The 19,989-nt window shown below is 70.5% G+C and carries 14 protein-coding genes and 1 pseudogene; 7 read left to right on the plus strand and 8 right to left on the minus strand.

Annotated features, from left to right (window positions below; genetic code table 11):
- Positions 1-39 precede the first annotated feature (39 nt).
- Positions 40-5,631 carry a WD40 domain-containing protein gene (locus tag IEY82_RS24590; protein ID WP_189126570.1) on the plus strand — a complete coding sequence of 1,864 codons (5,592 nt, stop codon included), beginning with the start codon at positions 40-42 and terminating at the stop codon, positions 5,629-5,631.
- On the opposite strand, the gene IEY82_RS24595 is transcribed toward IEY82_RS24590, so the two are convergent.
- From IEY82_RS24595 to polA, 7 genes are all read right to left on the minus strand, one after another.
- On the minus strand, positions 5,632-6,462 hold the full coding sequence (locus IEY82_RS24595; protein WP_189126691.1) for a pentapeptide repeat-containing protein: 831 nt from the start codon (positions 6,460-6,462) through the stop codon (positions 5,632-5,634).
- Between the two features lie 76 nt (positions 6,463-6,538).
- The gene (locus IEY82_RS24600; protein ID WP_189126571.1) at positions 6,539-6,700 is read right to left on the minus strand and encodes a hypothetical protein; all 162 of its coding nucleotides are present in this window, start codon (positions 6,698-6,700) and stop codon (positions 6,539-6,541) included.
- 181 nt (positions 6,701-6,881) lie between these two features.
- Entirely contained in the window at positions 6,882-7,484 is a 603-nt protein-coding gene (gene coaE, locus IEY82_RS24605) for a dephospho-CoA kinase (RefSeq protein WP_189126572.1), read from the minus strand.
- 9 nt (positions 7,485-7,493) lie between these two features.
- Positions 7,494-7,985 carry a GNAT family N-acetyltransferase gene (locus IEY82_RS24610; protein WP_189126692.1) on the minus strand — a complete coding sequence of 164 codons (492 nt, stop codon included), beginning with the start codon at positions 7,983-7,985 and terminating at the stop codon, positions 7,494-7,496.
- 118 nt (positions 7,986-8,103) lie between these two features.
- Positions 8,104-9,597 (minus strand): 30S ribosomal protein S1, encoded by a 1,494-nt coding sequence (gene rpsA, locus IEY82_RS24615; RefSeq protein WP_189126573.1) that lies wholly within the window; start codon positions 9,595-9,597, stop codon positions 8,104-8,106.
- Positions 9,598-9,801: 204 nt separating this feature from the next.
- Entirely contained in the window at positions 9,802-10,869 is a 1,068-nt protein-coding gene (locus tag IEY82_RS24620) for a polysaccharide deacetylase family protein (RefSeq protein ID WP_189126574.1), read from the minus strand.
- 134 nt (positions 10,870-11,003) lie between these two features.
- Complete coding sequence (gene polA / locus IEY82_RS24625; protein ID WP_189126575.1) at positions 11,004-13,694, minus strand: DNA polymerase I; 2,691 nt, start codon at positions 13,692-13,694, stop codon at positions 11,004-11,006.
- Positions 13,695-13,756: 62 nt separating this feature from the next.
- On the opposite strand from polA, the gene IEY82_RS24630 reads away from it, so the two are divergent.
- From IEY82_RS24630 to IEY82_RS24655, 6 genes are all read left to right on the plus strand, one after another.
- Entirely contained in the window at positions 13,757-14,170 is a 414-nt protein-coding gene (locus tag IEY82_RS24630) for a PaaI family thioesterase (protein WP_189126576.1), read from the plus strand.
- A gap of 540 nt (positions 14,171-14,710) precedes the next feature.
- Positions 14,711-15,853, plus strand: coding sequence for a branched-chain amino acid ABC transporter permease (locus tag IEY82_RS24635; protein WP_225263723.1), 1,143 nt, complete (start codon positions 14,711-14,713; stop codon positions 15,851-15,853).
- Between the two features lie 11 nt (positions 15,854-15,864).
- On the plus strand, positions 15,865-16,851 hold the full coding sequence (locus IEY82_RS24640; RefSeq protein WP_189126578.1) for a branched-chain amino acid ABC transporter permease: 987 nt from the start codon (positions 15,865-15,867) through the stop codon (positions 16,849-16,851).
- Complete coding sequence (locus IEY82_RS24645) at positions 16,841-17,779, plus strand: ABC transporter ATP-binding protein (protein ID WP_189126579.1); 939 nt, start codon at positions 16,841-16,843, stop codon at positions 17,777-17,779. The genes IEY82_RS24640 and IEY82_RS24645 overlap by 11 nt, the downstream gene beginning before the upstream one ends.
- The gene (locus IEY82_RS24650) at positions 17,776-18,573 is read left to right on the plus strand and encodes an ABC transporter ATP-binding protein (RefSeq protein ID WP_189126580.1); all 798 of its coding nucleotides are present in this window, start codon (positions 17,776-17,778) and stop codon (positions 18,571-18,573) included. The genes IEY82_RS24645 and IEY82_RS24650 overlap by 4 nt, the downstream gene beginning before the upstream one ends.
- 60 nt (positions 18,574-18,633) lie before the next feature.
- Entirely contained in the window at positions 18,634-19,032 is a 399-nt protein-coding gene (locus IEY82_RS24655; protein WP_189126581.1) for a hypothetical protein, read from the plus strand.
- A 46-nt stretch (positions 19,033-19,078) separates the two neighbouring features.
- On the opposite strand, the pseudogene IEY82_RS24660 reads toward IEY82_RS24655, so the two are convergent.
- Positions 19,079-19,989, minus strand: a pseudogene (locus tag IEY82_RS24660) (ABC transporter substrate-binding protein); the annotation flags it as partial.

The raw sequence follows: 19,989 nt of genomic DNA on the forward strand, positions 1-19,989 counted from the left end.
CGACTCCAAAACGCCGATCCCGCGAGGGATACTGAGCAGATGGCACGTGAGGGCAGGCCGACCGAGATCTTCGTCAGCTACTCCCCCGCCGACACGGCATGGGCGACGTGGATCGCATGGGAGCTCGAGGCGGCGGGCTACAAGACGATGATCCAGGCCTGGGACTTCGTGCCCGGCACCAACTTCATCGACTTCATGGACCGCGGCGTCAGCGAGGCGCACCTGGTCGTGGCGGTGCTCTCGCGCAACTACCTGACCTCTCGCTACGGCCGCCTGGAGTGGCAGGCCGCGCTGCGCGCCGACCCCGACAACCCGTCGAACAAACTGGTGACGATCAGGTTGGAGGACGTCCGGCTCGAAGGGCTGCTGTCCACGATCACCTGGGTCGACCTGCTCGGCGTGACCGACTCCGGGCAGGCCAGGGCGCTGCTGCTGGGGCGCGTCGGGGAGGCGCTGGCCGGCCGGGCCAAGCCGGAGGCGGCGCCCGCCTTCCCCACCGGCACCGCCCCCGGGGTGCCGCTGCCCGCGCCGACCCTGCCGCCCCCCGCCGAGCGCTCCCGCTCGCGCCGCGCCCCGGTCACCGCGCCCAGGTTCCCGCCGTCGGCCCCGGCCGACCGGCGGCGCGAGTCGCTCAGCGTCCTGCACGTCGGCGGGCCCCGGTTCGGCCGCGCGCTGCCCGACCCCGGCGACCCGTTCACCCCCGAGGACATGCAGGCGCGCATCTGGGCCGACCTGACGGCCATGTACGACAAGGGCATGCCGCGGCCCGACCTCATGGTCGTCAGCGGCGACCTGACCGAGTCGGGCAGCCTCGGGCAGTTCGGCCAGGCCACCCGGTTCGTCACCGACCTGCGGCTGCTCGTCGGGCTGGAGCCGCACCGCCTGGTGATCGTGCCGGGGCCGCGCGACGTCACCAAGGCCGCGGCCAGCGCCTACTTCCTCACCTGCGAGGCCGACGACGTCAGCCCGCAGCCGCCCTACTGGCCCAAGTGGCGCCACTTCGCCGGGCTGTTCGGCGAGGTCTACCAGGGGCTGGACGACCGGGTGTTCGACGGCGGGCAGCCGTGGACCCTGTTCGAGGTGCCCGACCTGCAGGTGGTGGTGGCCGGGCTCAACTCCACCATGGCCATGAGCCACCTCGAGCGTGACGCCTTCGCCCTGCTCGGAGAGGCGCAGGCCGCGTGGTTCGCCGAGCGGCTGCGGCCGTACGAGGAGCGCGCGTGGCTGCGGCTCGGCGCGCTGGGCCATCCACCGGCGGCGCTGCGCGACGCGCCGGGCTACGAACGCCTCCTGTCGCACCGGCTCAACCTGACGTTCCACGGCTCGGGAACGACGGCCGGCGCTCCGGGCGGGGACGGGGTCGTGGTCGCCGCGCCGAAGGCCGGGCGCCACCAGGTGGTCGAGATCACCGCCGACGGGATGCGGATCTGGCTGCCCGACGGCGAGCCCGTACGCGCCGCCCACCGCTGGCGAGCCGCGCAGGCCACGTTCACCGGTGAGACGCCGTCCGTGCCGGCGCCCCGGCCGGAGCCCGCCGAGCGCGAGCCGAGCCCCGTCGAGCTGCTGCTCGACCGGATCACCGAGGTGTGCGAGGCCCGGCACGAGCGGGCCAGGATCCGCCGGTTCGCGGGCCACCTCGTCGTCACCCACCCCGAGGACGGCTTCGTCCGCCAGACGATGATCGGCGCGCACGTGGGCGAGGTCGACGCCGGCACCGCCGAAGACTTCGTCCGCCGGGCGCACGCCGCCGACCTGGCGTCCGAGCTCGTCTACCAGGGCCCGCCCCCGGCCCGGCCGCTCCGCGACGACCTCATGCGCAGGGGCGTGCGGCTGCGGAGCTTCACCGAGTTCCAGGGCCTGCTCGACCTGTCCGGCTACGTGGCCGAGCAGACCGCGCGGCTCAGCACCGACCGCCGCTACCCGCCCGGCCTGTACGTCCCGCAGCGCTACCGCGAGCTCGACCGGCCCGGCCACCAGATCAGGCACGGGCTCACCGACGAGCTGATGCGGCTGCTGGCGTCCGACCACGGCAGGTTCCTGCTGCTGCTCGGCGACTTCGGCCACGGCAAGACGTTCGCGCTGCGCGAGCTGGCCAGGCGCATCCCGGCCGAGCTGCCCCACCTGACGCCGATCCTGATCGAGCTGCGCGCCCTGGACAAGGCGCACTCGGTCGACGCCCTGGTGGCCGCCCACCTGGCCAACCACGGCGAGGAGTACATCGACCTCAAGGCGTTCCGCTACCTGCTGCGGCAGGGCCGGATCGTGCTGCTGTTCGACGGCTTCGACGAGCTGGTCACCCGGCTGACCTACGACCGGGCGGCCGACCACCTGACGACGCTGCTGGCCGCGGCCGAGGACAAGGCGAAGATCGTGGTCGCCAGCCGCACCCAGCACTTCAAGTCGCACAGCCAGGTGCTCACCTCGCTCGGCGAGATGGTGGGGGTGCTGCCGCAGCGCCGGGTGCTGGGCGTCGAGGACTTCACCCGCGACCAGATCCGCTCCTACCTGGCCAACCGGTTCGACGACGGCGACGAGGCCACGGCCCGCATGTCGCTGATGGAGGGCATCAAGGACCTGCTCGACCTGGCGCAGAACCCGCGCATGCTGAGCTTCATCGCCGACCTCGACGCCGACCGGCTGCGCACGGTGGCCGGCGCCCGCCACACGATCAGCCCGGCCCTGCTGTACGAGGAGATCCTCAGCTCCTGGCTGGCCTTCGAGGAGCGCCGGGCCAAGGTGCCCGGCTCGGCGACGGCGCTGACCACCGCGGAGCTGTGGCAGGCGGTGACGGCGCTCGCGCTGCGGCTGTGGGACTCCGGCGAGTCACTGCTCGGCGTGGACGAGCTGACCGAGATCGCCGAGACGCTGTCCGACCTGGCAGGGGGCCAGCTCACCACCGCGCACACCGTCTACGCGATGGGCTCGGGCAGCCTGCTGGTGCGCACCGACGAGGGCATGTTCGGGTTCATCCACTCCTCGGTGATGGAGTGGCTGATCGCCCGGCACATCGCGGCGACGATCGACGCCCCGGTGACGCTGTCGAGGCGGCCGCTGTCGGCGCTGATCGTCGAGTTCCTGTGCGACCTGGCCGACATGCGGGCGCTGCGGGAGTGGGTGGCCGATCCGCCCGGCGACGACGTGGCCCGCGCCAACGCCGTCAAGATCGCGGCCAGGCTGCGCACACCGGCGCGGGCCGACCTGCGCGGCGCCAACCTCAAGGGCGAGGACCTGTCGGCGCGCGACCTGCAGGAGGTCGACCTGACCGGCGCCGACCTGACCGACGCCACGCTGGCCGGCACCAACCTGTCCCGTGCCGTGCTGCGCGACGCCAAGCTGGTGGGCGCGCGGCTCGACGGGGCCCGGCTGACCGGCGCCGACCTGCGCGGCGCCGACCTGTCGGGAGCCCGGCTGGCCCGGACCGACCTGAGCGACGTGTCGGCCGAGGGCTCCCGCTGGCACCGCGCCACGCTGATCAACGTGATGGGCACGCTGCCGGCGCTGCCGGGCGCGGCCATGGTGCCCGGCCAGCCGGTCGAGACGCAGCTCGCCCCGGCCGGGATCGGCGTGCCGTACGGATATCACTTCCAGACCAGCCGCCTGCCCGAGCCCATCGCCTACAGCCCCGACGGGTCGACGATCGCGATCGGCGGCGAGGACGGCAGCGTGCTGCTCTGCGTCGGCGGCGCGCCCGTGCGCACCCTCCAGGGGCATCACGGCCGCGTCTACGCCGTGTCGTTCGCCGGCGACCTGCTGGCCACCGGCGCGAGCGACGGAACCGTGCTGCTGTGGCACTCCTTCACCGGCGAGCGGCTGCGGCGGCTGGCCGGCCATCCCGACGGCGTCTGGCCCGTACGGCTCAGCCCCGGCGCCGATCTGGTGGCGGCGGGCGGCGGCGACGGCGTGGTCCGCCTGTGGGAGACGGCCACCGGGCGGCAGGTCCACCAGCTCACCGGTCACCAGGAGCCCGTCTACACGGCCTCGTTCGGCCCCTCCGTGCTGGTGACGGGCGACTCGGCGGGCATGGTGCGGATCTGGGACCTCACCTCGGGCGCGGTGATCGGCACCCTCGACGGGCATCGCGGCTCGGTCTACCGCGCCGTGCACAGCCCCGACGGGGCGCTGCTGGCCACCGGCGACGAGGCCGGCACCGTACGCGTGTGGGACACCACGTCATGGACGCTGCGCCACGAGCTGACCGGCCACACCGGCGGCATCTACTGCGTGACCTTCTCCCCCGACGGCTCCGCGCTGGCGACCGGCGACACGGCCGGCACCGTACGGCTCTGGGACCCGGTCGCCGGCCGGGCACGCGGCATACACACCGCCCACGACGCGACGATCTACCAGGTGACGTTCAGCCCCGACGGCCGCACGCTCGCCAGCGGCGACCGCAACGGCATCGTCCGGCTGCAGGAGGTGGGCGGCACGACGCGGGTCGAGCTGACCGGCCACCGCAGCTCGGTGTGGCCGTTCGCGTTCCGCCCCGACGGTGACCAACTGGCCACCAGCAGCAACGACGGCACGGTCCGGCTGTGGGACCCGGTGACCGGGCAGTGCCAGCGGGTGCTGCGCGGCCACGGCCGGCGCATCTCCTCGGTACGGTTCAGCGCCGACGGCTCGATGCTGGCGACCAGCGGCAACGACGGGGTCGTCCGGGTGTGGGAGCCGCGCACCGGGCGACGGTTGCGCGAGTTCACCGGAACGGCCGACCGGCTCATCTCCGCCGTGTTCTCCCCTGCCGGGCCGGTGCTCGCCACCTCCAGCAACGACGGCGGCGTGCACTTCTGGAACGCCACCACCGGCGACTACGAGCGTGAGCTCAACGCCGAGACCGAGCATGTGTGGGCCGAGACGTTCAGCCCCGACGGCTCCCTGCTGGCCACGGCCAACGACGACGACAGCGTGCGGGTCTGGTATCGCGCGACGGGCCGCCTGGTGACCAACCTGGCCGACCACCGCGGCCGGGTCCGCTCGATAGCGTTCAGCCCCGACGGCCGCTACCTGGCGACGGGCTGCGACGACCGGCTGGTCCGCATCTGGCACGTCGAGTCGGGCGGCCGGGTGGCGACGCTCGACGGCCACACCGACCGGGTCTACTCGGTGGTGTTCTCTCCGTCGGGCCGCCGGCTGGCGAGCGCGAGCAACGACGGACGGGCCATGGTGTGGGAGCTGCGCCCCGGCCAGCCGTGGCAGCCGGTGCTCAGGCACACGCTCACCCAGCACACCGGACGGTTGTGGAGCGTGGCGTTCAACGCCGCCGGCGACCGCCTGGCCACGGGCGGCGACGACCTGACCGTGCGGGTGTGGGACTCGGAGACCGGCCGGTTGCTGCACACGCTGGCGGGGCACGCCCGCCGGGTGTGGTCGGTGGCCTACAGCCCCACGTCCGACCTGCTGGCCAGCGCCGGAGACGACGGGGTGGTGATCCTCTGGGAGGGCTCGACCCGCCGGGCGACGCTGCTGGGGCTGCCGGAGGGCTGGGCCGCGCTGTCGCCCGACGGGCGCTACAAGGTGCAGGGCGAGCTGGCGGGTCAGTTCTGGCACGTCATCGGGATGTCCAGGTTCGAGCTGGGCGAGCTGGATCCGCACCTGCCGGGGGTGCGCCAGGTGCCGCTGGAGGCGCCCTTCTGATCACCTGCGGCGACCGGCCCCGCGCGGCGCCGCCCAGTGCGCGGGGCGCGTCAGGGTGTCCGGCACTCTCGTGGCCGTGTCGCCCCTGGCCGCGTTGAGCTGCGACTGGGTGACGAAGATGGCCCCGGTGAGATCGGCCCCGCCGAGGTCGGCGCCCCGCAGGTCGGCTCCAATGAGATCGGCCGTCCGCAGGTCGGCCCGCCTCAGGTCGGCTCCGATGAGGTAGGCGCCTCTCAGGTTGGCCGCCCTCAGGTCGGCGCCGCCGAGCTTGGCGCCGATGAGGTCGGCTCCACGCCGGTCCTTGCGCCGCGGGATCTCACCGCGCACCAGCTCGCTCGTACGCAGCAACAGGGTGTTGACCTGCTGCCGGTGCGCCGCCACGTCCAGCTCCACGAGGGCGCCGGGGTCGCGCAGGGTGAGGCGCTCGGTCTCATCGAGCGCGAGGCGGAGCTCGTCGTGGACTGGGCGTGCCCGCGGGAGCGCCAAGGCCTGCGTGAGGTACCACAGCAGCTCGTGCAGCTGCCGCATGACCGGGAACACCTCGAACATCCGCTGGGCCGTGCCGGGGGCCCGCCGCCAGTCGTGGCCGCCGAAGGTGACCTGTGAGACCTTCTGGCCCGCGCCGAAGCAGTCGTAGACGGTGCAGCCCGCGAACCCCTGCTGCCGCAGCGTGCCGTGGATGCCGCAGCGGAAGTCGTCACGCAGGTTGTGGCACGGCTGCCCGGCGTCCTTGCCGACCGCGAAGTCGGCCGACGCCGCGAAGGGCAGCGCCACGCAGCACAGCCCGAAACAACTGCCGCAGTCGGCGCGCAACTCCCGCCCGTCGGTCATGCCCACGTCCGCCACACTCCTCCTCATGTGCTGATGAACCCGGCCGATCCTATCCCCGGCGCGGTGCCCGCTCTCCTCATCCGAGATCGTCCCTCTCCCGGGCACCGACTCCGACCCGCGCCCGGAGCGCCCGTACGCCGGCGGCGAGCTGCTCGGCGTCCAGTCTCGCGGAGAGCCGCGCCATGAGCCGGCCGAAAGGGTCCTGGGATCGCGAGCTGCCACGAATCCGTCCGCTCATGGAGCGCCTCCTGCCGTGCCTGGGCGGGACAACCAGCCGGGCGCGGGCTGGCGACGGGACCGGTAGGCCCTGCTGATCGCCTCGCGAGCCCGCTCAGCGCCGTCGGGAGTGATCCTGTAGGAGCGGCGGCACGGCCGGGCTCAGCCTCGGGCACCTGCCTCTCGGCGTGATACGGGGCGGGTCAGCCTCGGGCGGCGCGGCTTCGCAGGTCATCCCAGACCTCGTCGACCCTGGCGTCGAGGTCGTCCAGCGAGCCGTCGTTGTCGATGACGATGTCGGCGATCTTGAGGCGGTCCTCGCGGCCGGCCTGGGCGGCGATGCGGGCCTTGGCGTCGTGCTCGGCCATGCCGCGGTGCTCGGCCAGCCGGGCCAGGCGCGTCTCGTCGGAGGAGTCGACGACCACGACCACGTCGTACATGGGGGCCAGTCCGTTCTCTGCCAGCAGCGGCACGTCGTAGACCACGATCGCGTCGGCGGCGGCCTGTGCCTGCAGCTCGGCGACCCGCTCCCCCACCAGCGGATGGACGATGGCGTTGAGCGAGGCGAGCTTGTCGGGGTCGGCGAAGACGATGCCGCCGAGCTTCTCCCGGTTGAGCGAGCCGTCGGGACGCAGCACCTCGGTGCCGAAGGCGGCCACCACCCTCGCCAGCCCGGGGGTGCCGGGCTCGACCACCTCGCGGGCGATCCTGTCGGCGTCGATCACGACGGCGCCCTTGGACGCGAGCCGCGTGGAGACCTCGCTCTTGCCCGACCCGATGCCGCCGGTGAGACCAATCATCAGCACGCGGCCAGCCTAGCCGCGCGGGGCGTGGGGCGGCAGTGCGGGGATCTGCTCTCTGCGCAGGTGGACGAGCGTCAGGTGCTCGTCCATGCGTTCGCGATGGGTCTCACGGTAGCCGAGGCGCCGGTAGAGCCGCAGGTTGCCTGCGGACAGGTGTCCGGTGAACAGGTCGAACGTGGTCGCCGCCGGCATCTGCTCGTGCAGCGCGCCGAGCAGCGCCGTGCCGAGCCCGTGGCCCTGCCGGTCGGGCGCGACGACCAGCCGGCCCACCAGGCAGGTCGTGCCGGACGGCCGGCCGCGCACGGCGCCGATGATCCGGCCGGCGTCGACCGCCTTGAGCACGATCCCGCCCTCGACGGCCTTGCGGACCTGCTCGACGGACTCCACCAGCGGCGGGATGAACGGATCGCCGTAGAGCTGCGCCTCGCTCACGTAGGCCGCCCGCTGGACGGTGAGGATCTCGCCCGCGTCGGCGGTCAGCGCCCGCTCGATGTCCACCCGCAGCACCCTACGCCAGCCCGGACGACCACCGCCAACGGGCCATCTGCCGGCCCCGGCGGCGGAACGCGGAGAAGCCCCGCACGAACCGTGCGGGGCTTCTCCGGACTGTTTTCTTGTTCCCTTAGCTCTGACCGCCGGCGAGCTTCTCGCGCAGAGCCGCGAGAGCCTCGTCGGAGGCGAGAGCGCCGCTGGCCGGAGCCGACGACGAGGAGGAGGAGCCGCCGCTCGACTGCGGCTGCGTCTCGCCGGAGTAGGTCGAGGGAGCGGCCTCGCCGGCCTCCGCCTCGGCCTTGCGGGCCTCCTCGATCTGCTTCTTGTGCGCCTCGAAGCGAGTCTGGGCCTCGGCGTACTGCCGCTCCCACTCCTCACGCTGCTTGTCGAAGCCCTCGAGCCACTCCCCGGTCTCCGGGTCGAAGCCCTCCGGGTAGATGTAGTTGCCCTGGTCGTCGTAGGTCGCCGCCATGCCGTAGAGCGTGGGGTCGAACTCGACCTCGGTGCCGACACCCTCGTTGGCCTGCTTCAGCGAGAGGCTGATGCGACGGCGGTCGAGGTCGATGTCGATGATCTTGACGAAGATCTCGTCGCCGACCTGGACGACCTGCTCCGGGATCTCCACGTGGCGCTCGGCCAGCTCGGAGATGTGGACCAGACCCTCGATGCCCTCCTCGACCCGGACGAACGCACCGAACGGCACCAGCTTGGTGACGCGGCCGGGCACGACCTGGCCGATCTGGTGGGTGCGGGCGAACTGCTGCCACGGGTCTTCCTGGGTGGCCTTGAGCGACAGGGAGACGCGCTCGCGCTCCATGTCGACGTCGAGGACCTCGACCGTGACCTCCTGGCCGACCTCGACGACCTCGGACGGGTGGTCGATGTGCTTCCAGGACAGCTCGGACACGTGGACCAGGCCGTCGACGCCGCCGAGGTCCACGAACGCGCCGAAGTTGACGATCGAGGAGACGACGCCCTTGCGGACCTGACCCTTCTGCAGGGTGTTGAGGAACGTCTGGCGAACCTCGGACTGCGTCTGCTCAAGCCAGGCGCGGCGCGACAGGACCACGTTGTTGCGGTTCTTGTCGAGCTCGATGATCTTCGCCTCGAGCTCGCGGCCGACGTAGGGCTGCAGGTCGCGGACGCGGCGCATCTCGACCAGGGACGCCGGGAGGAAGCCACGGAGGCCGATGTCGAGGATGAGACCACCCTTGACGACCTCGATGACGGTGCCGGTGACGATGCCGTCCTCGTCCTTGATCTTCTCGATCGTGCCCCAGGCGCGCTCGTACTGGGCGCGCTTCTTGGACAGGATCAGCCGGCCCTCCTTGTCCTCCTTCTGGAGAACCAGGGCTTCGACGTGCTCGCCGACCTCCACGACGTCAGCGGGATCGACATCGTGCTTGATCGACAGCTCACGCGAGGGAATGACTCCCTCGGTCTTGTAGCCGATATCGAGAAGAACCTCGTCTCGATCGACCTTGACGACGGTGCCCTCGACGATGTCGCCGTCGTTGAAGTACTTGATGGTCTCGTCGATCGCTGCGAGGAAGGCTTCCTCGGACCCGATGTCGTTGACCGCTACCTGCGGGGTGCTCGAGGTTGCCTCAGTGCTGGACGTCATGTGTGGAATTGCTCCGAACGCGGACAGGATGTCGATGTGGCGGACGCGCGGCAGGCCCTCTTCCGCATCAAGCCGAGGAGTTACGACATCGACGTGACCGAGCGCGAGCCCGCTCCGTCTGAGGCGCGCGCGAGCCCACAGCGCAGCGATCAGCATATGAGACCTAGGGCGCGGGGTCAATCCAGGCCACACATGCGCACCAATTCAGTAGGCGATGACCTGACCATGCCGCTTGGGGGCGATATTACCGCGAAGTCGCCGTGGCACGGAGATCCGATCCGGGTCACCGTCGGACACGTAGCGCCTACCGGGATGGCGGTCGAGCCACTCCAGCCAGTACTGCGAACACCAGATGCGGCATTCGCCCTTCTTGCCGTTGCTCTGGATCCGCTGGATCGCCCCGCGGTCGAAATTTTTCGCGTATGGCGAAACCGACGGCTCGGCTCCGGCCAGGAAGACCCCGTCGAAGTCGTAGGCCGTGCCGTCCCAGCGGCCGGCGCGGGCCAGCTTCTTGGGCCTCGGCAGGATCCCGTACGGCAGGGCCATGGTCGTGGACGGCCTGCCCCCAAGCCTGTGCAGCAGACGTTCGAGCCGGGCGATCTGCTCGCGGACCTTCTTCTTCGGCACGGCGGCCAGGTTGGCGTGCGACCAGGTGTGGTTGGCCACCTCGAAGCCGTGGTCGGTCAGCCAGCGCACGGCCGCGGCCTGCTGCCCCGCGTCGCGCAGCCCGAACGGCTCGCGGTTGACCCAGAACGTGGCGACGGGCCGGAACGACGGGTATCTCCTGGCCACATCGAGGATCATGCCGACCGCCGTGTCAGGACGGGGATTGCCGCTCGCGTCGAGCCCGAAGTGGCTCTCGTGCCCGTCGTCGAAGGTCAGCACGACGGGGAACTTGCCGGCCGGGACCCGGATGTCGCCGGTGGCGAACTCGCCGGCGGTGATCGGCGCGTAGCCGCGCTTGGCGAGCCGTTCGAGCTCCCGCTTGAACTGCTCGGGCGTGCGGTCGATGGAGGCGTGGCGCTTCTTCAGGATCCGGTGGTACATCAGGACCGGCACCAGGCCGGCCTCGTTGGCCTTGACCTGGCGGGCGAACTCGGGGGTGGCCACCACGCCCGGCGGCCGGTCGTCGATGGGCGGTTGCGACGGCTGCGACGCCGACGGCTGCGGCTGCGCCGTGGCCGCGGTGTGCCCTCGGGTGGGCGCCTGCCCGGAGGAGGGGATCACCATCAGCCCGATGATCGCGAGAATCACCACCACGATGTTGGCCATGCCGATGATGCGCGTGGGGGACGCTGATAACCGCACAGAACTCCCGTACCGTTCGGGTGGAATCGGCCTTACAGCCTAGTCCAGACCCGATCAGCCGGGCGCGGCGGCGATCTCCGCGCCCGGCCGGAACGGCCTCAGTGGCCGGCGTCCTCCCACGTGCGGCCGACGCCGACCGAGACCTCCAGCGGCACCCGCAGGTGGTAGGCGGCGTTCATCTGGTCGCACACGAGCCGCGTGAGCGGGTCGAGCTCGCCCGGCGCCACCTCGAACACCAGCTCGTCGTGGACCTGCAGCAGTATCCGGGAGGAGAGCCCCGCCTCGCCGATGGCCTGCCGGACGTGGAGCATGGCGACCTTGATGATGTCGGCCGCCGACCCCTGGATGGGGGCGTTGAGCGCCATCCGCTCGGCCATCTCGCGCCGCTGCCGGTTGTCGCTGGTCAGGTCGGGCAGGTAGCGGCGGCGGCCCATGATGGTCTCGGTGTAGCCGTCGGTGCGCGCCTGCCGGACGATGTCGTGCAGGAAGTCGCGGACCCCGCCGAACTCCTGGAAGTACTCCTCCTTCAGCGCCCGCGCCTCGGCCACCGGGATGTTGAGCTGGCCGGACAGCCCGAAGTCGGACAGGCCGTAGGCCAGACCGTAGTTCATCGCCTTGATGCGGGCGCGCAGCTCGCCGTCGATCTGCTCGGGCGGCAGGTTGAACACCCTGGCCGCGGTCGCCCGGTGGAAGTCGTGGCCCGACTCGAACGCCTCGATCAGCGACTCGTCGCCCGACAGGTGGGCCATGATGCGCAGCTCGATCTGGCTGTAGTCGGCGGTGAGGAGCGTCTCGTAGCCCTCGCCGACCACGAAGCCCTGCCGGATGCGGCGGCCCTCGGCGGTGCGGATCGGGATGTTCTGCAGGTTGGGCTTCTCCGACGACAGCCGGCCCGTCGCGGCGATGATCTGGTTGAAGGTCGTGTGCACGCGCCCGTCGTCGGCGATCTCCTTGATCAGACCCTCGACCGTGGTGCGCAGCCGGGTCTGGTCGCGGTGCCGCAGCATGATCACCGGGAGCTCGTGGTCGGTCTGCGTGGCCAGCCAGGCCAGCTGGTCGGCGTCGGTGCTGTAGCCGGTCTTGATCTTCTTGGTCTTCGGCAGCGCCAGCCTGCCGAACAGGATCTCCTGCAGTTGCTTGGGCGAGCCGAGGTTGAACTGCTCGCCGACCGCCCGGTGCGCCTCCTCCACCGCGTGCTTGACCGCGGCGCCGAACTCGGCCTCCAGCGCGGCGAAGTATTCGCCGTCGACGGCGATGCCGGCCCGCTCCATCTCGGCCAGCACGCTCAGCAGCGGCAGCTCCACGTCGGTGAGCAACTGGGTGCCGCCGCGGCCGGCCAGGAAGCCCTCCAGCGCCTCGGCCAGCTCCAGCACGGCGTGGGCACGCAGCGCGAGGTCCTTGGCCGGGGCGTCGTCGTCGTCGCCGAACAGCGCGGCCTGCCCGTCGGACTCCTGCTCGGCGCGCAGGTCGCGGTTGAGATAGCGCCTGGCCAGGTCTTCGAGCGTGAACGTGCGCTGGCCCGGCATCGCCAGGTAGGCGGCCAGCGCGGTGTCGCAGGACAACCCGCGCAGGGTCATGCCCTGCGCCCACAGGGCGAGGATCGGCCCCTTGGCGTCGTGCACGGCCTTGAGCCTGGAGTCGTCGGCGAGCCAGGCGCGCAGCGCCGCCTCGTCGGCCTCGGTGAGCTTGGCGGGATCGATGTGGGCCGCGGTGCCGTCGGGCGAGGCGATGGCGATGGCGTCGATGCGGCCGGTGCCGCTGCCGTAGGCGCCCTTGAAGGCGAGGCCCGCGCGGCCGGCCGGCAGCGCGTCCAGCCAGCCGGCCACGCGGTCGGGCCCGAGGATGACGGTCTCGACCTCGAAGCCCAGCTCGGGCTCCTGCTCGCCGGTGCCGAGCGTCTTGAACACCCGCTCGCGCAGCTCGCCACGGATCTGCAGGGTGTCGAAGAGCTTGTTGATCTCCTCGCGCTCCCAGCCGCCCTGCTTGAGGTCGGCCAGATCGACGTCGAGCGCGACGTCGCGGAGCAGCTCGGTGAGCCGGCGGTTCATCAGCACCTGGGCGACGTGGTCGCGCAGCTTGTCGCCGACCTTGCCCTTGACCTCGTCGACCCGGTCGACCAGCGCGGTCAGCGAGCCGAACTCGCGCACCCACTTGGCGGCGGTCTTCTCGCCCACGCCGGGGATGCTCAGCAGGTTGTCGCTGGGGTCGCCGCGCAGCGCGGCGAAGTCGGGATACTGCTGGGGGGTCAGGCCGTACTTCTCCTGGACCGCCTCGGGGGTGAAGCGCGTCATGTCGCTGATGCCGCGGCGCGTCATCAGCACCGTGACGTGCTCGTCGACCAGTTGCAGCGCGTCGCGGTCGCCGGTGACGATCAGCACGTCCATGCCCTCGGCGGAGGCGCGCGTGGCCAGCGTGGCGATCAGGTCGTCGGCCTCGAAGCCCGGCTTGGACAGGTGCGGGATGCGCAGCGTGCCGAGCAGCTCGTAGATCAGCTGCATCTGGCCGCGGAAGTCCTCGGGCGTCTCGCTGCGGTTGGCCTTGTAGTCGGCGTACTCCTCGTGCCGGAACGTCGGCTCCGAGCGGTCGAAGGCGACCGCCACGTGCGAGGGCCGCTCGTCGCGCAGGATGTTGGTCAGCATCGAGGTGAACCCGTAGACCGCCTCGGTGTGCTGACCGTCGGTGGTCATCAGGTTGGCGTCCTTGAGCGCGTAGAACGCGCGGTAGGCCAGGGAATGCCCGTCGAGCAGCAGCAGGCACGGGCGGCTGGGGGTCACTTCACTCTTCGGCACACCAGCAGCCTAGTCTGCGACTACGACAGAAAACCCGAGCTCGAACGTCTGGAGGCATCCCCTTGACACAGACCGATCCCACAGAACTCACCGCGTACGCCGCCGTGCACGCGGGCACCCTCGCCGAGCGGATCGGCGTGGAGTTCCTTGAGATCAGCGCCGAGCGGGTGGTGGGGCGGATGCCGGTCGAGGGCAACACCCAGCCGTACGGCCTGCTGCACGGCGGCGCCTCGGTGGCCCTGGCCGAGACGCTCGGCTCGGTGGGGGCCGCGGTCCACGCGGGGCCCGAGCGCGTCGCCGTGGGCATCGAGATCAACGCGACCCACCACCGCTCGGCGACCTCGGGGCACGTGACCGGCGTGGCCACCCGGCTGCACGGCGGCCGCACGCTGGCCAGCTACGAGATCGAGATCCTCGACGAGCAGGGACGACGCGTCTGCACGTCCCGGCTGACCTGCATGCTGCGTGATCGCTGAACGCCACGCGACTTCCGTGCGCCCTTTGCACAGGCACCCCACGGCTCGCTACGGTTGTCCGAGCAGAGCCCGCGGGGGGGCCGAGTAGATAACGTGTGAGGCCGGGGAAGCCTTGCATGGTCCCAAAGGCCACCCCTCGGGCTCTTTCGCGTTCCGATCGGCATTCGTTCACGTTCGCCCGATCTCACACCAGGCGTATCCGGTTATTTAGCCCCTGACCTGCGCCTTGCCACCTCACATCAGTGACACACGCATGTCACTAATTGGTGACGAACGATACTGAACCGGGCGTTCGCGGAATAGGCTCCCGCCAGCATCCAGATGTGCCTGCGATGCCCGCGTGTTCAAGCTGGAGGGGCAACCCCCCGTTGACCTACTGAGGGAGCACCATTGCGCAGAGCCGTGATCGCGTTCACGGCCTTCCTGAGTGGACTCGTTCTCCTGCTTCTCTCCGCGCCCGCCTACGCGGCGGCACCGGAACAGAGCCTGAGAGGGACACTCACGTACCAAGGCCAGCCAGTGAACGGCGTGAAAATCGTCGTGACCACAGAGAGCGGACAACCCGTCGCGGAGGTCACCAGTAACGCCCAGGGCACGTGGCAGGTCCCCGTCGACAAGCCGGGGAAATACAAGGTCACACTGGATGTCAGCACTCTTCCCCAGGACACCGAGGTCCGGGGTGGCAACAACGTCCGCAACCCGACGGTCTTCGAGGGCAACCCCGCCGCGGTGCTGTTCGCTCTGCAGGCCAAGGGCGGCGCCGGCCCCGGAGGCGAGAACGACACCACCGGGCAGAGCACCTTCTGGGACCAGGCGGCCCAGCTCACCTTCGAGGGCCTCAACCTCGGCCTCATCATCGCGCTCGCCGCGCTCGGCCTCTCGCTCATCTACGGCACCACCGGCCTGACCAACTTCGCCCACGGCGAGCTGGTCACCCTGGGCGCCCTGCTCGCCTACGCCTTCAACTCGGGCATCGGCCTGCACCTCATCCCCGCGGCCCTGATCGCGGTGATCCTGGCCGGCGGGCTCGGCTACGCGCAGGACAGGTTCTTCTGGGGCCAGCTGCGCAGGCGGGGCACCGGCATCATCGCCATGATGATCGTCTCGATCGGTGTGGCGATCTTCCTGAGATACCTCTTCCTCATCCTCTTCGGCGGTGAGAGCCAGTCCTACCTGCAGTACACCGCCCAGCCGGGCATCCAGATCGGGCCCATCTCCGCCGCGCCGAAGAACTTCGTCGCCATGGGCATCGAGCTGGCGGTCCTCGTCATCGTCGGCCTCGCTCTGATGCGCACCCGCACCGGCAAGGCGGCCCGCGCCGTGGCCGACAACCCGGCCCTCGCCTCCTCCTCCGGCATCAACGTCGACCGGGTCATCCGCATCATCTGGACCATGGGCGGCGCCATCGCCGCGCTGGCCGGCATCATGCTGGGCCTGTCGCAGAACCTGAAGTTCACCATGGGCCAGGACATCCTGCTGCTCATCTTCGCCGGCGTCACGCTCGGCGGGCTCGGCACCGCGTTCGGCGCGCTCGTCGGCTCGCTCATCGTCGGCCTGTTCATCCAGCTGTCGACACTGTGGGTGCCGCCAGAGCTCAAGAGCGTGGGCGCGCTGGCCGTACTCATCATCGTGCTCCTCTTCCGGCCGCAGGGCATCCTGGGCCGCCGCGAGCGGATCGGCTGACGGGGGGAACCATGGACTGGATCACGATCATCTCCACCACCGTCAAGGCGGCCATCGGCGTCGAGACGGTCTGGTACGCACTCGCCGCCATCGGCATCAACATCCACTTCGGCTACACCGGCCTGCTCAACTTCGGCCAGTCGGCCTTCCTGGCCGTCGCCGGCTACGGCCTGGCCGTCACCGTCACCGTGCTCGGACTCCCCTTCTGGGTGGGCATCGGGGTCGGCCTGCTCTCGGCCGTCCTGCTGGCCCTCCTCCTGGGCATCCCCACGCTGCGCCTGCGGGCCGACTACCTGGCCATCGTCACCATCGCGGCGGCCGAGATCGTCAGGCTCGTCTTCCGCTCGGTGGCGTTCAAGGACGTCTTCGGCGGCTCCGACGGCCGGCGAGGCTTCTCCGACGGCTTCTACGCCATGAACCCCTTCTCTCCCGGGACGTACGGCTTCGGCTGGCTCAGCTTCAACGAGCGGGTGCTCTGGGTGCTGGTCGTCGGCTGGGCGCTGGTGGCCCTGTCCTGCCTCATCGTCTTCCTGCTCATGAAGAGCCCCTGGGGCCGCGTGCTCAAGGCGATCCGCGAGGACGAGGACGCCGTGCGCGCCCTCGGCAAGAACGTCTTCTCGTACAAGATGCAGTCGCTGATCCTCGGCGGCGTCATCGGCTGCCTCGGCGGCTTCATCTACGGGCTGGCCTACGCCTCGGTGCAGCCCGACATCTTCGGCACCGAGACCACCTTCTTCGCCTACACGATCGTCATCCTCGGCGGCGCCGCCCGCGTGTTCGGCCCCGTCGTCGGCTCGATGATCTTCTGGGTGCTGCTCGTACTGGTCAACGGCGTGCTCAGCGGCGCGGTCGAGTCCGGGCTGATCACCTTCATGGACTCCACGCAGGTCGGCCCGTTCCGCTACCTGCTGGTCGGACTGGGGCTGATCCTCTTGCTCGTCTACCGGCCACAGGGCGTCTTCGGGGACAAGAGGGAGATGGCAATCGATGCACGCTGAGACAACCGCCACCGAACGCAAGGCCGCGGCGCTGGCCGCCTTCAAGGATCTCGCCCGCGACCCCGGCGTGCCCAAGCCCGACCCGATCCTGGTCGTCGACAACGTGGTGCGCCGCTTCGGCGGCCTCACCGCGGTCGAGGTCGAGCACGTCGAGGTCCAGCGCGGCTCCATCACCGCCCTGATCGGCCCCAACGGCGCCGGCAAGACCACGTTCTTCAACCAGCTCACCGGCTTCGACACGGCCGACTCCGGCCAGTGGACGTTCAACGGCCGCAGCATGAACGGCGTGCCCGCCCACAAGGTGGCGCGCGCCGGCATGGTCCGCACCTTCCAGCTCACCAAGGCGCTGTCCAAGCTCACCGTGCTGGAGAACATGCGCCTGGGCGCGCAGGGCCAGAAGGGCGAGAGCTTCTGGCGCGCCCTCCTGCCCGCCTTCTGGAAGGGCCAGGAGGACGCGATCACCGAGCGGGCCGACGAACTGCTGACCAGGTTCAAGCTCGACGCCAAGCGCGGCGACTTCGCCGGCTCGCTCTCCGGCGGCCAGCGCAAGCTGCTGGAAATGGCCCGCGCGCTCATGGTCGAGCCCGAGCTGGTCATGCTCGACGAGCCGATGGCCGGCGTCAACCCGGCGCTGACCCAGTCGCTGCTCGGCCACGTCAAGGACCTGCGCGAGCAGGGCATGACCGTACTGTTCGTCGAGCACGACATGGACATGGTGCGCGACATCAGCGACTGGGTGATCGTCATGGCCCAGGGCCACGTGATCGCCGAGGGACCCCCCGAGACGATCATGTCCGACGAGCGCGTCATCGACGCCTACCTCGGCGCCCACCACGACGCCCCCCTGTCGGAGAGCGAGCTCGAGGAGCAGCTCCACGAGGCCGAGGCCGCGCTCGAAGCCGAGATCGAGGAGGAGACGCAGAAGTGAACGCCGACCCCGAATCCGCGTCCGCGTCGAAGTCGGCCGTCACCGACCGCAGCGCGCACCTGGCCGGCGCCGAGAGCGCCGTCCTGCGCTGCGACGAGCTGATCGCCGGCTACCTGCCGGGCGTCAACATCCTCAACGGCTCCGACCTGTACGTCGGCGAAGGCGAGCTCATCGGCATCATCGGCCCCAACGGCGCCGGCAAGTCGACGCTGCTCAAGGCGATGTTCGGGCTGGTCAACATCCGCAGCGGCACGGTCGTGCTCAAGGGTGAGGACATCACGAACATGAAGGCGCACTCCCTGGTCTCCCGGGGCGTCGGCTACGTCCCGCAGACCAACAACGTCTTCCCGAGCCTCACCATCGAGGAGAACCTCGAGATGGGCGCCTTCCAGGTGCCGGGCAAGTTCAAGGAACGCTTCGAGTTCGTCGCCGAGCTGTTCCCCGCCCTCAAGGAACGGCGCAAGCAACGCGCCGGCTCCCTGTCGGGCGGCGAGCGGCAGATGGTGGCGATGGCCAGGGCGCTCATGACCGAGCCGTCCGTGCTGCTGCTCGACGAGCCCTCGGCCGGCCTGTCACCCAAGCTGCAGGACCTGGTGTTCATCCAGGCCCAGCAGATCAACAAGGCCGGCGTGACCGTCATCATGGTGGAGCAGAACGCCAGGCGATGCCTGCAGATCTGCCACCGCGGCTACGTCCTCGACCAGGGCCGCAACGCCTACACCGGCACCGGCCGCCAGCTGGCCAACGACCCCAAGGTGATCGAGCTCTACCTCGGCACCCTGGCCAAGGCCTGAACCTCATCCCACCGGCGAAGGGGCTCCTCACGGGGCTCCTTCGCCGTTTTAATGGGCGCCGTGAGACGTTTAGCAGCTTTGGCGATCCTGCTCTCCCTGCTGGCCGGCTGCCAGCAGTCCCCGGCCCGCACCGGCCAGTACAGCACCGGCGGCGACCCTGCCGACGATCCCTGCGCGCGGGTCGTCTCCGCCATCGGCTACGCCGACCTCCTGCTGCGCCCGCGCGGCGAGGAGGACGACCAGAACTTCGAGAACGCCGTGCTCGGCCGGCTGGCCGAGGCCCGCGGCATCACCCTCCAGTACGGCCCCGCCCTGCCTGACGCCCTCGGCACGGCCGTACAGACCGTCCAGGAGGCGACGGCGGGCCTGGCCAGGGCCGACGTGCCACGCGCGCGTCAGGTGGCGCTCCTGAAGGACTACAGGGCCGCGGCCGACCAGATCAAGGCGGGCTGCGCATAGCGAAAGGGCCCGGTCCGAGGACCGGGCCCTTTCTGCCGAGAACTTCCTAGCCGGCGATGTTGCCGGTGCGGTACTCGAGCGCCTTGGTCGGGTACTTGTTGTCGTCGCCGTACTCGTAGATGCCGATCGTGGCGACGGCCGGGTCACCGGCCTCGTTGAACTCGACCGGACCGCTCACGCCGTCGTAGTCGATGTCCTTGCCCGCCTTGATCAGCTCGACGCAGGACTTGAAGTCGTTGCACTTCTCGCCGCCCTTGCTGACCTCGGCCAGCTTCGCGGCGATGTCGGTGCCCGCGTCGCTCTTGGCGGCCTCGGCGGCCAGCGCGATCAGGTTGGCCGCGTCGTAGGACTCGGGCGCGTAGCTCAGGTCCTCGAGCTTGGGGTTGACGGCCTTGAGCTTGGCCTCGAACTCTCCCGTGGCGGCGGCGCCGGGGATGGTGCCCTTGACGCCCTTCAGGGTGCCCTTGGGCATCTTGACGTAGTTGGTGTTGGAGGTGTTGCCGTCGACCATGTACCACTTGTGCTTGTCGGCCGACAGACCCTGCTTGACCAGCTCCTGGACGACCTTGGCGGTCTCCTCGAAGCCGATCAGCACGATGCCCTTCGGATTCTTCGCCTTGAGCTTCGTGATGTCGGCCGAGAAGTCGGCGGCCTTGGGGTCGTAGTCGATGCGCTCGACGACCTGGCCGCCTCCGGCGGTGACGGTCTCGGAGACCTGGTCGGCCAGGCCGGTGCCGTAGGAGTCCTGCATCGCCATGATGCCGACCGTGTCGTTGCCGTCGGCCACGACGAGGTCACCGAGCACCCGGCCCTGCAGCTTGTCCGGCGGCGAGGTGCGGAAGTAGAGGCCCTTGTCCTCGATCGTGGTGAACTTGTCGGAGGTGTTGGCGGGCGAGAACTGCACCACGCCGGCGCCCGTGATCTTGTCGATCACCGACTCCGACACCGACGACGACG

Source organism: Nonomuraea cavernae (genome assembly GCF_014646355.1).
Lineage (GTDB): Bacteria > Actinomycetota > Actinomycetes > Streptosporangiales > Streptosporangiaceae > Nonomuraea > Nonomuraea cavernae.

Coding starts and splice junctions, on each gene's coding strand:
- IEY82_RS24590 (WP_189126570.1), top strand. CDS start 40: ATGGCACGTGAGGGCAGGCCGACCGAGATCTTCGTCAGCTACTCCCCC.
- IEY82_RS24595 (WP_189126691.1), bottom strand. CDS start 6,462: ATGACCGACGGGCGGGAGTTGCGCGCCGACTGCGGCAGTTGTTTCGGG.
- IEY82_RS24600 (WP_189126571.1), bottom strand. CDS start 6,700: ATGAGCGGACGGATTCGTGGCAGCTCGCGATCCCAGGACCCTTTCGGC.
- rpsA (WP_189126573.1), bottom strand. CDS start 9,597: ATGACGTCCAGCACTGAGGCAACCTCGAGCACCCCGCAGGTAGCGGTC.
- IEY82_RS24620 (WP_189126574.1), bottom strand. CDS start 10,869: ATGGCCAACATCGTGGTGGTGATTCTCGCGATCATCGGGCTGATGGTG.
- IEY82_RS24640 (WP_189126578.1), top strand. CDS start 15,865: ATGGACTGGATCACGATCATCTCCACCACCGTCAAGGCGGCCATCGGC.
- IEY82_RS24645 (WP_189126579.1), top strand. CDS start 16,841: ATGCACGCTGAGACAACCGCCACCGAACGCAAGGCCGCGGCGCTGGCC.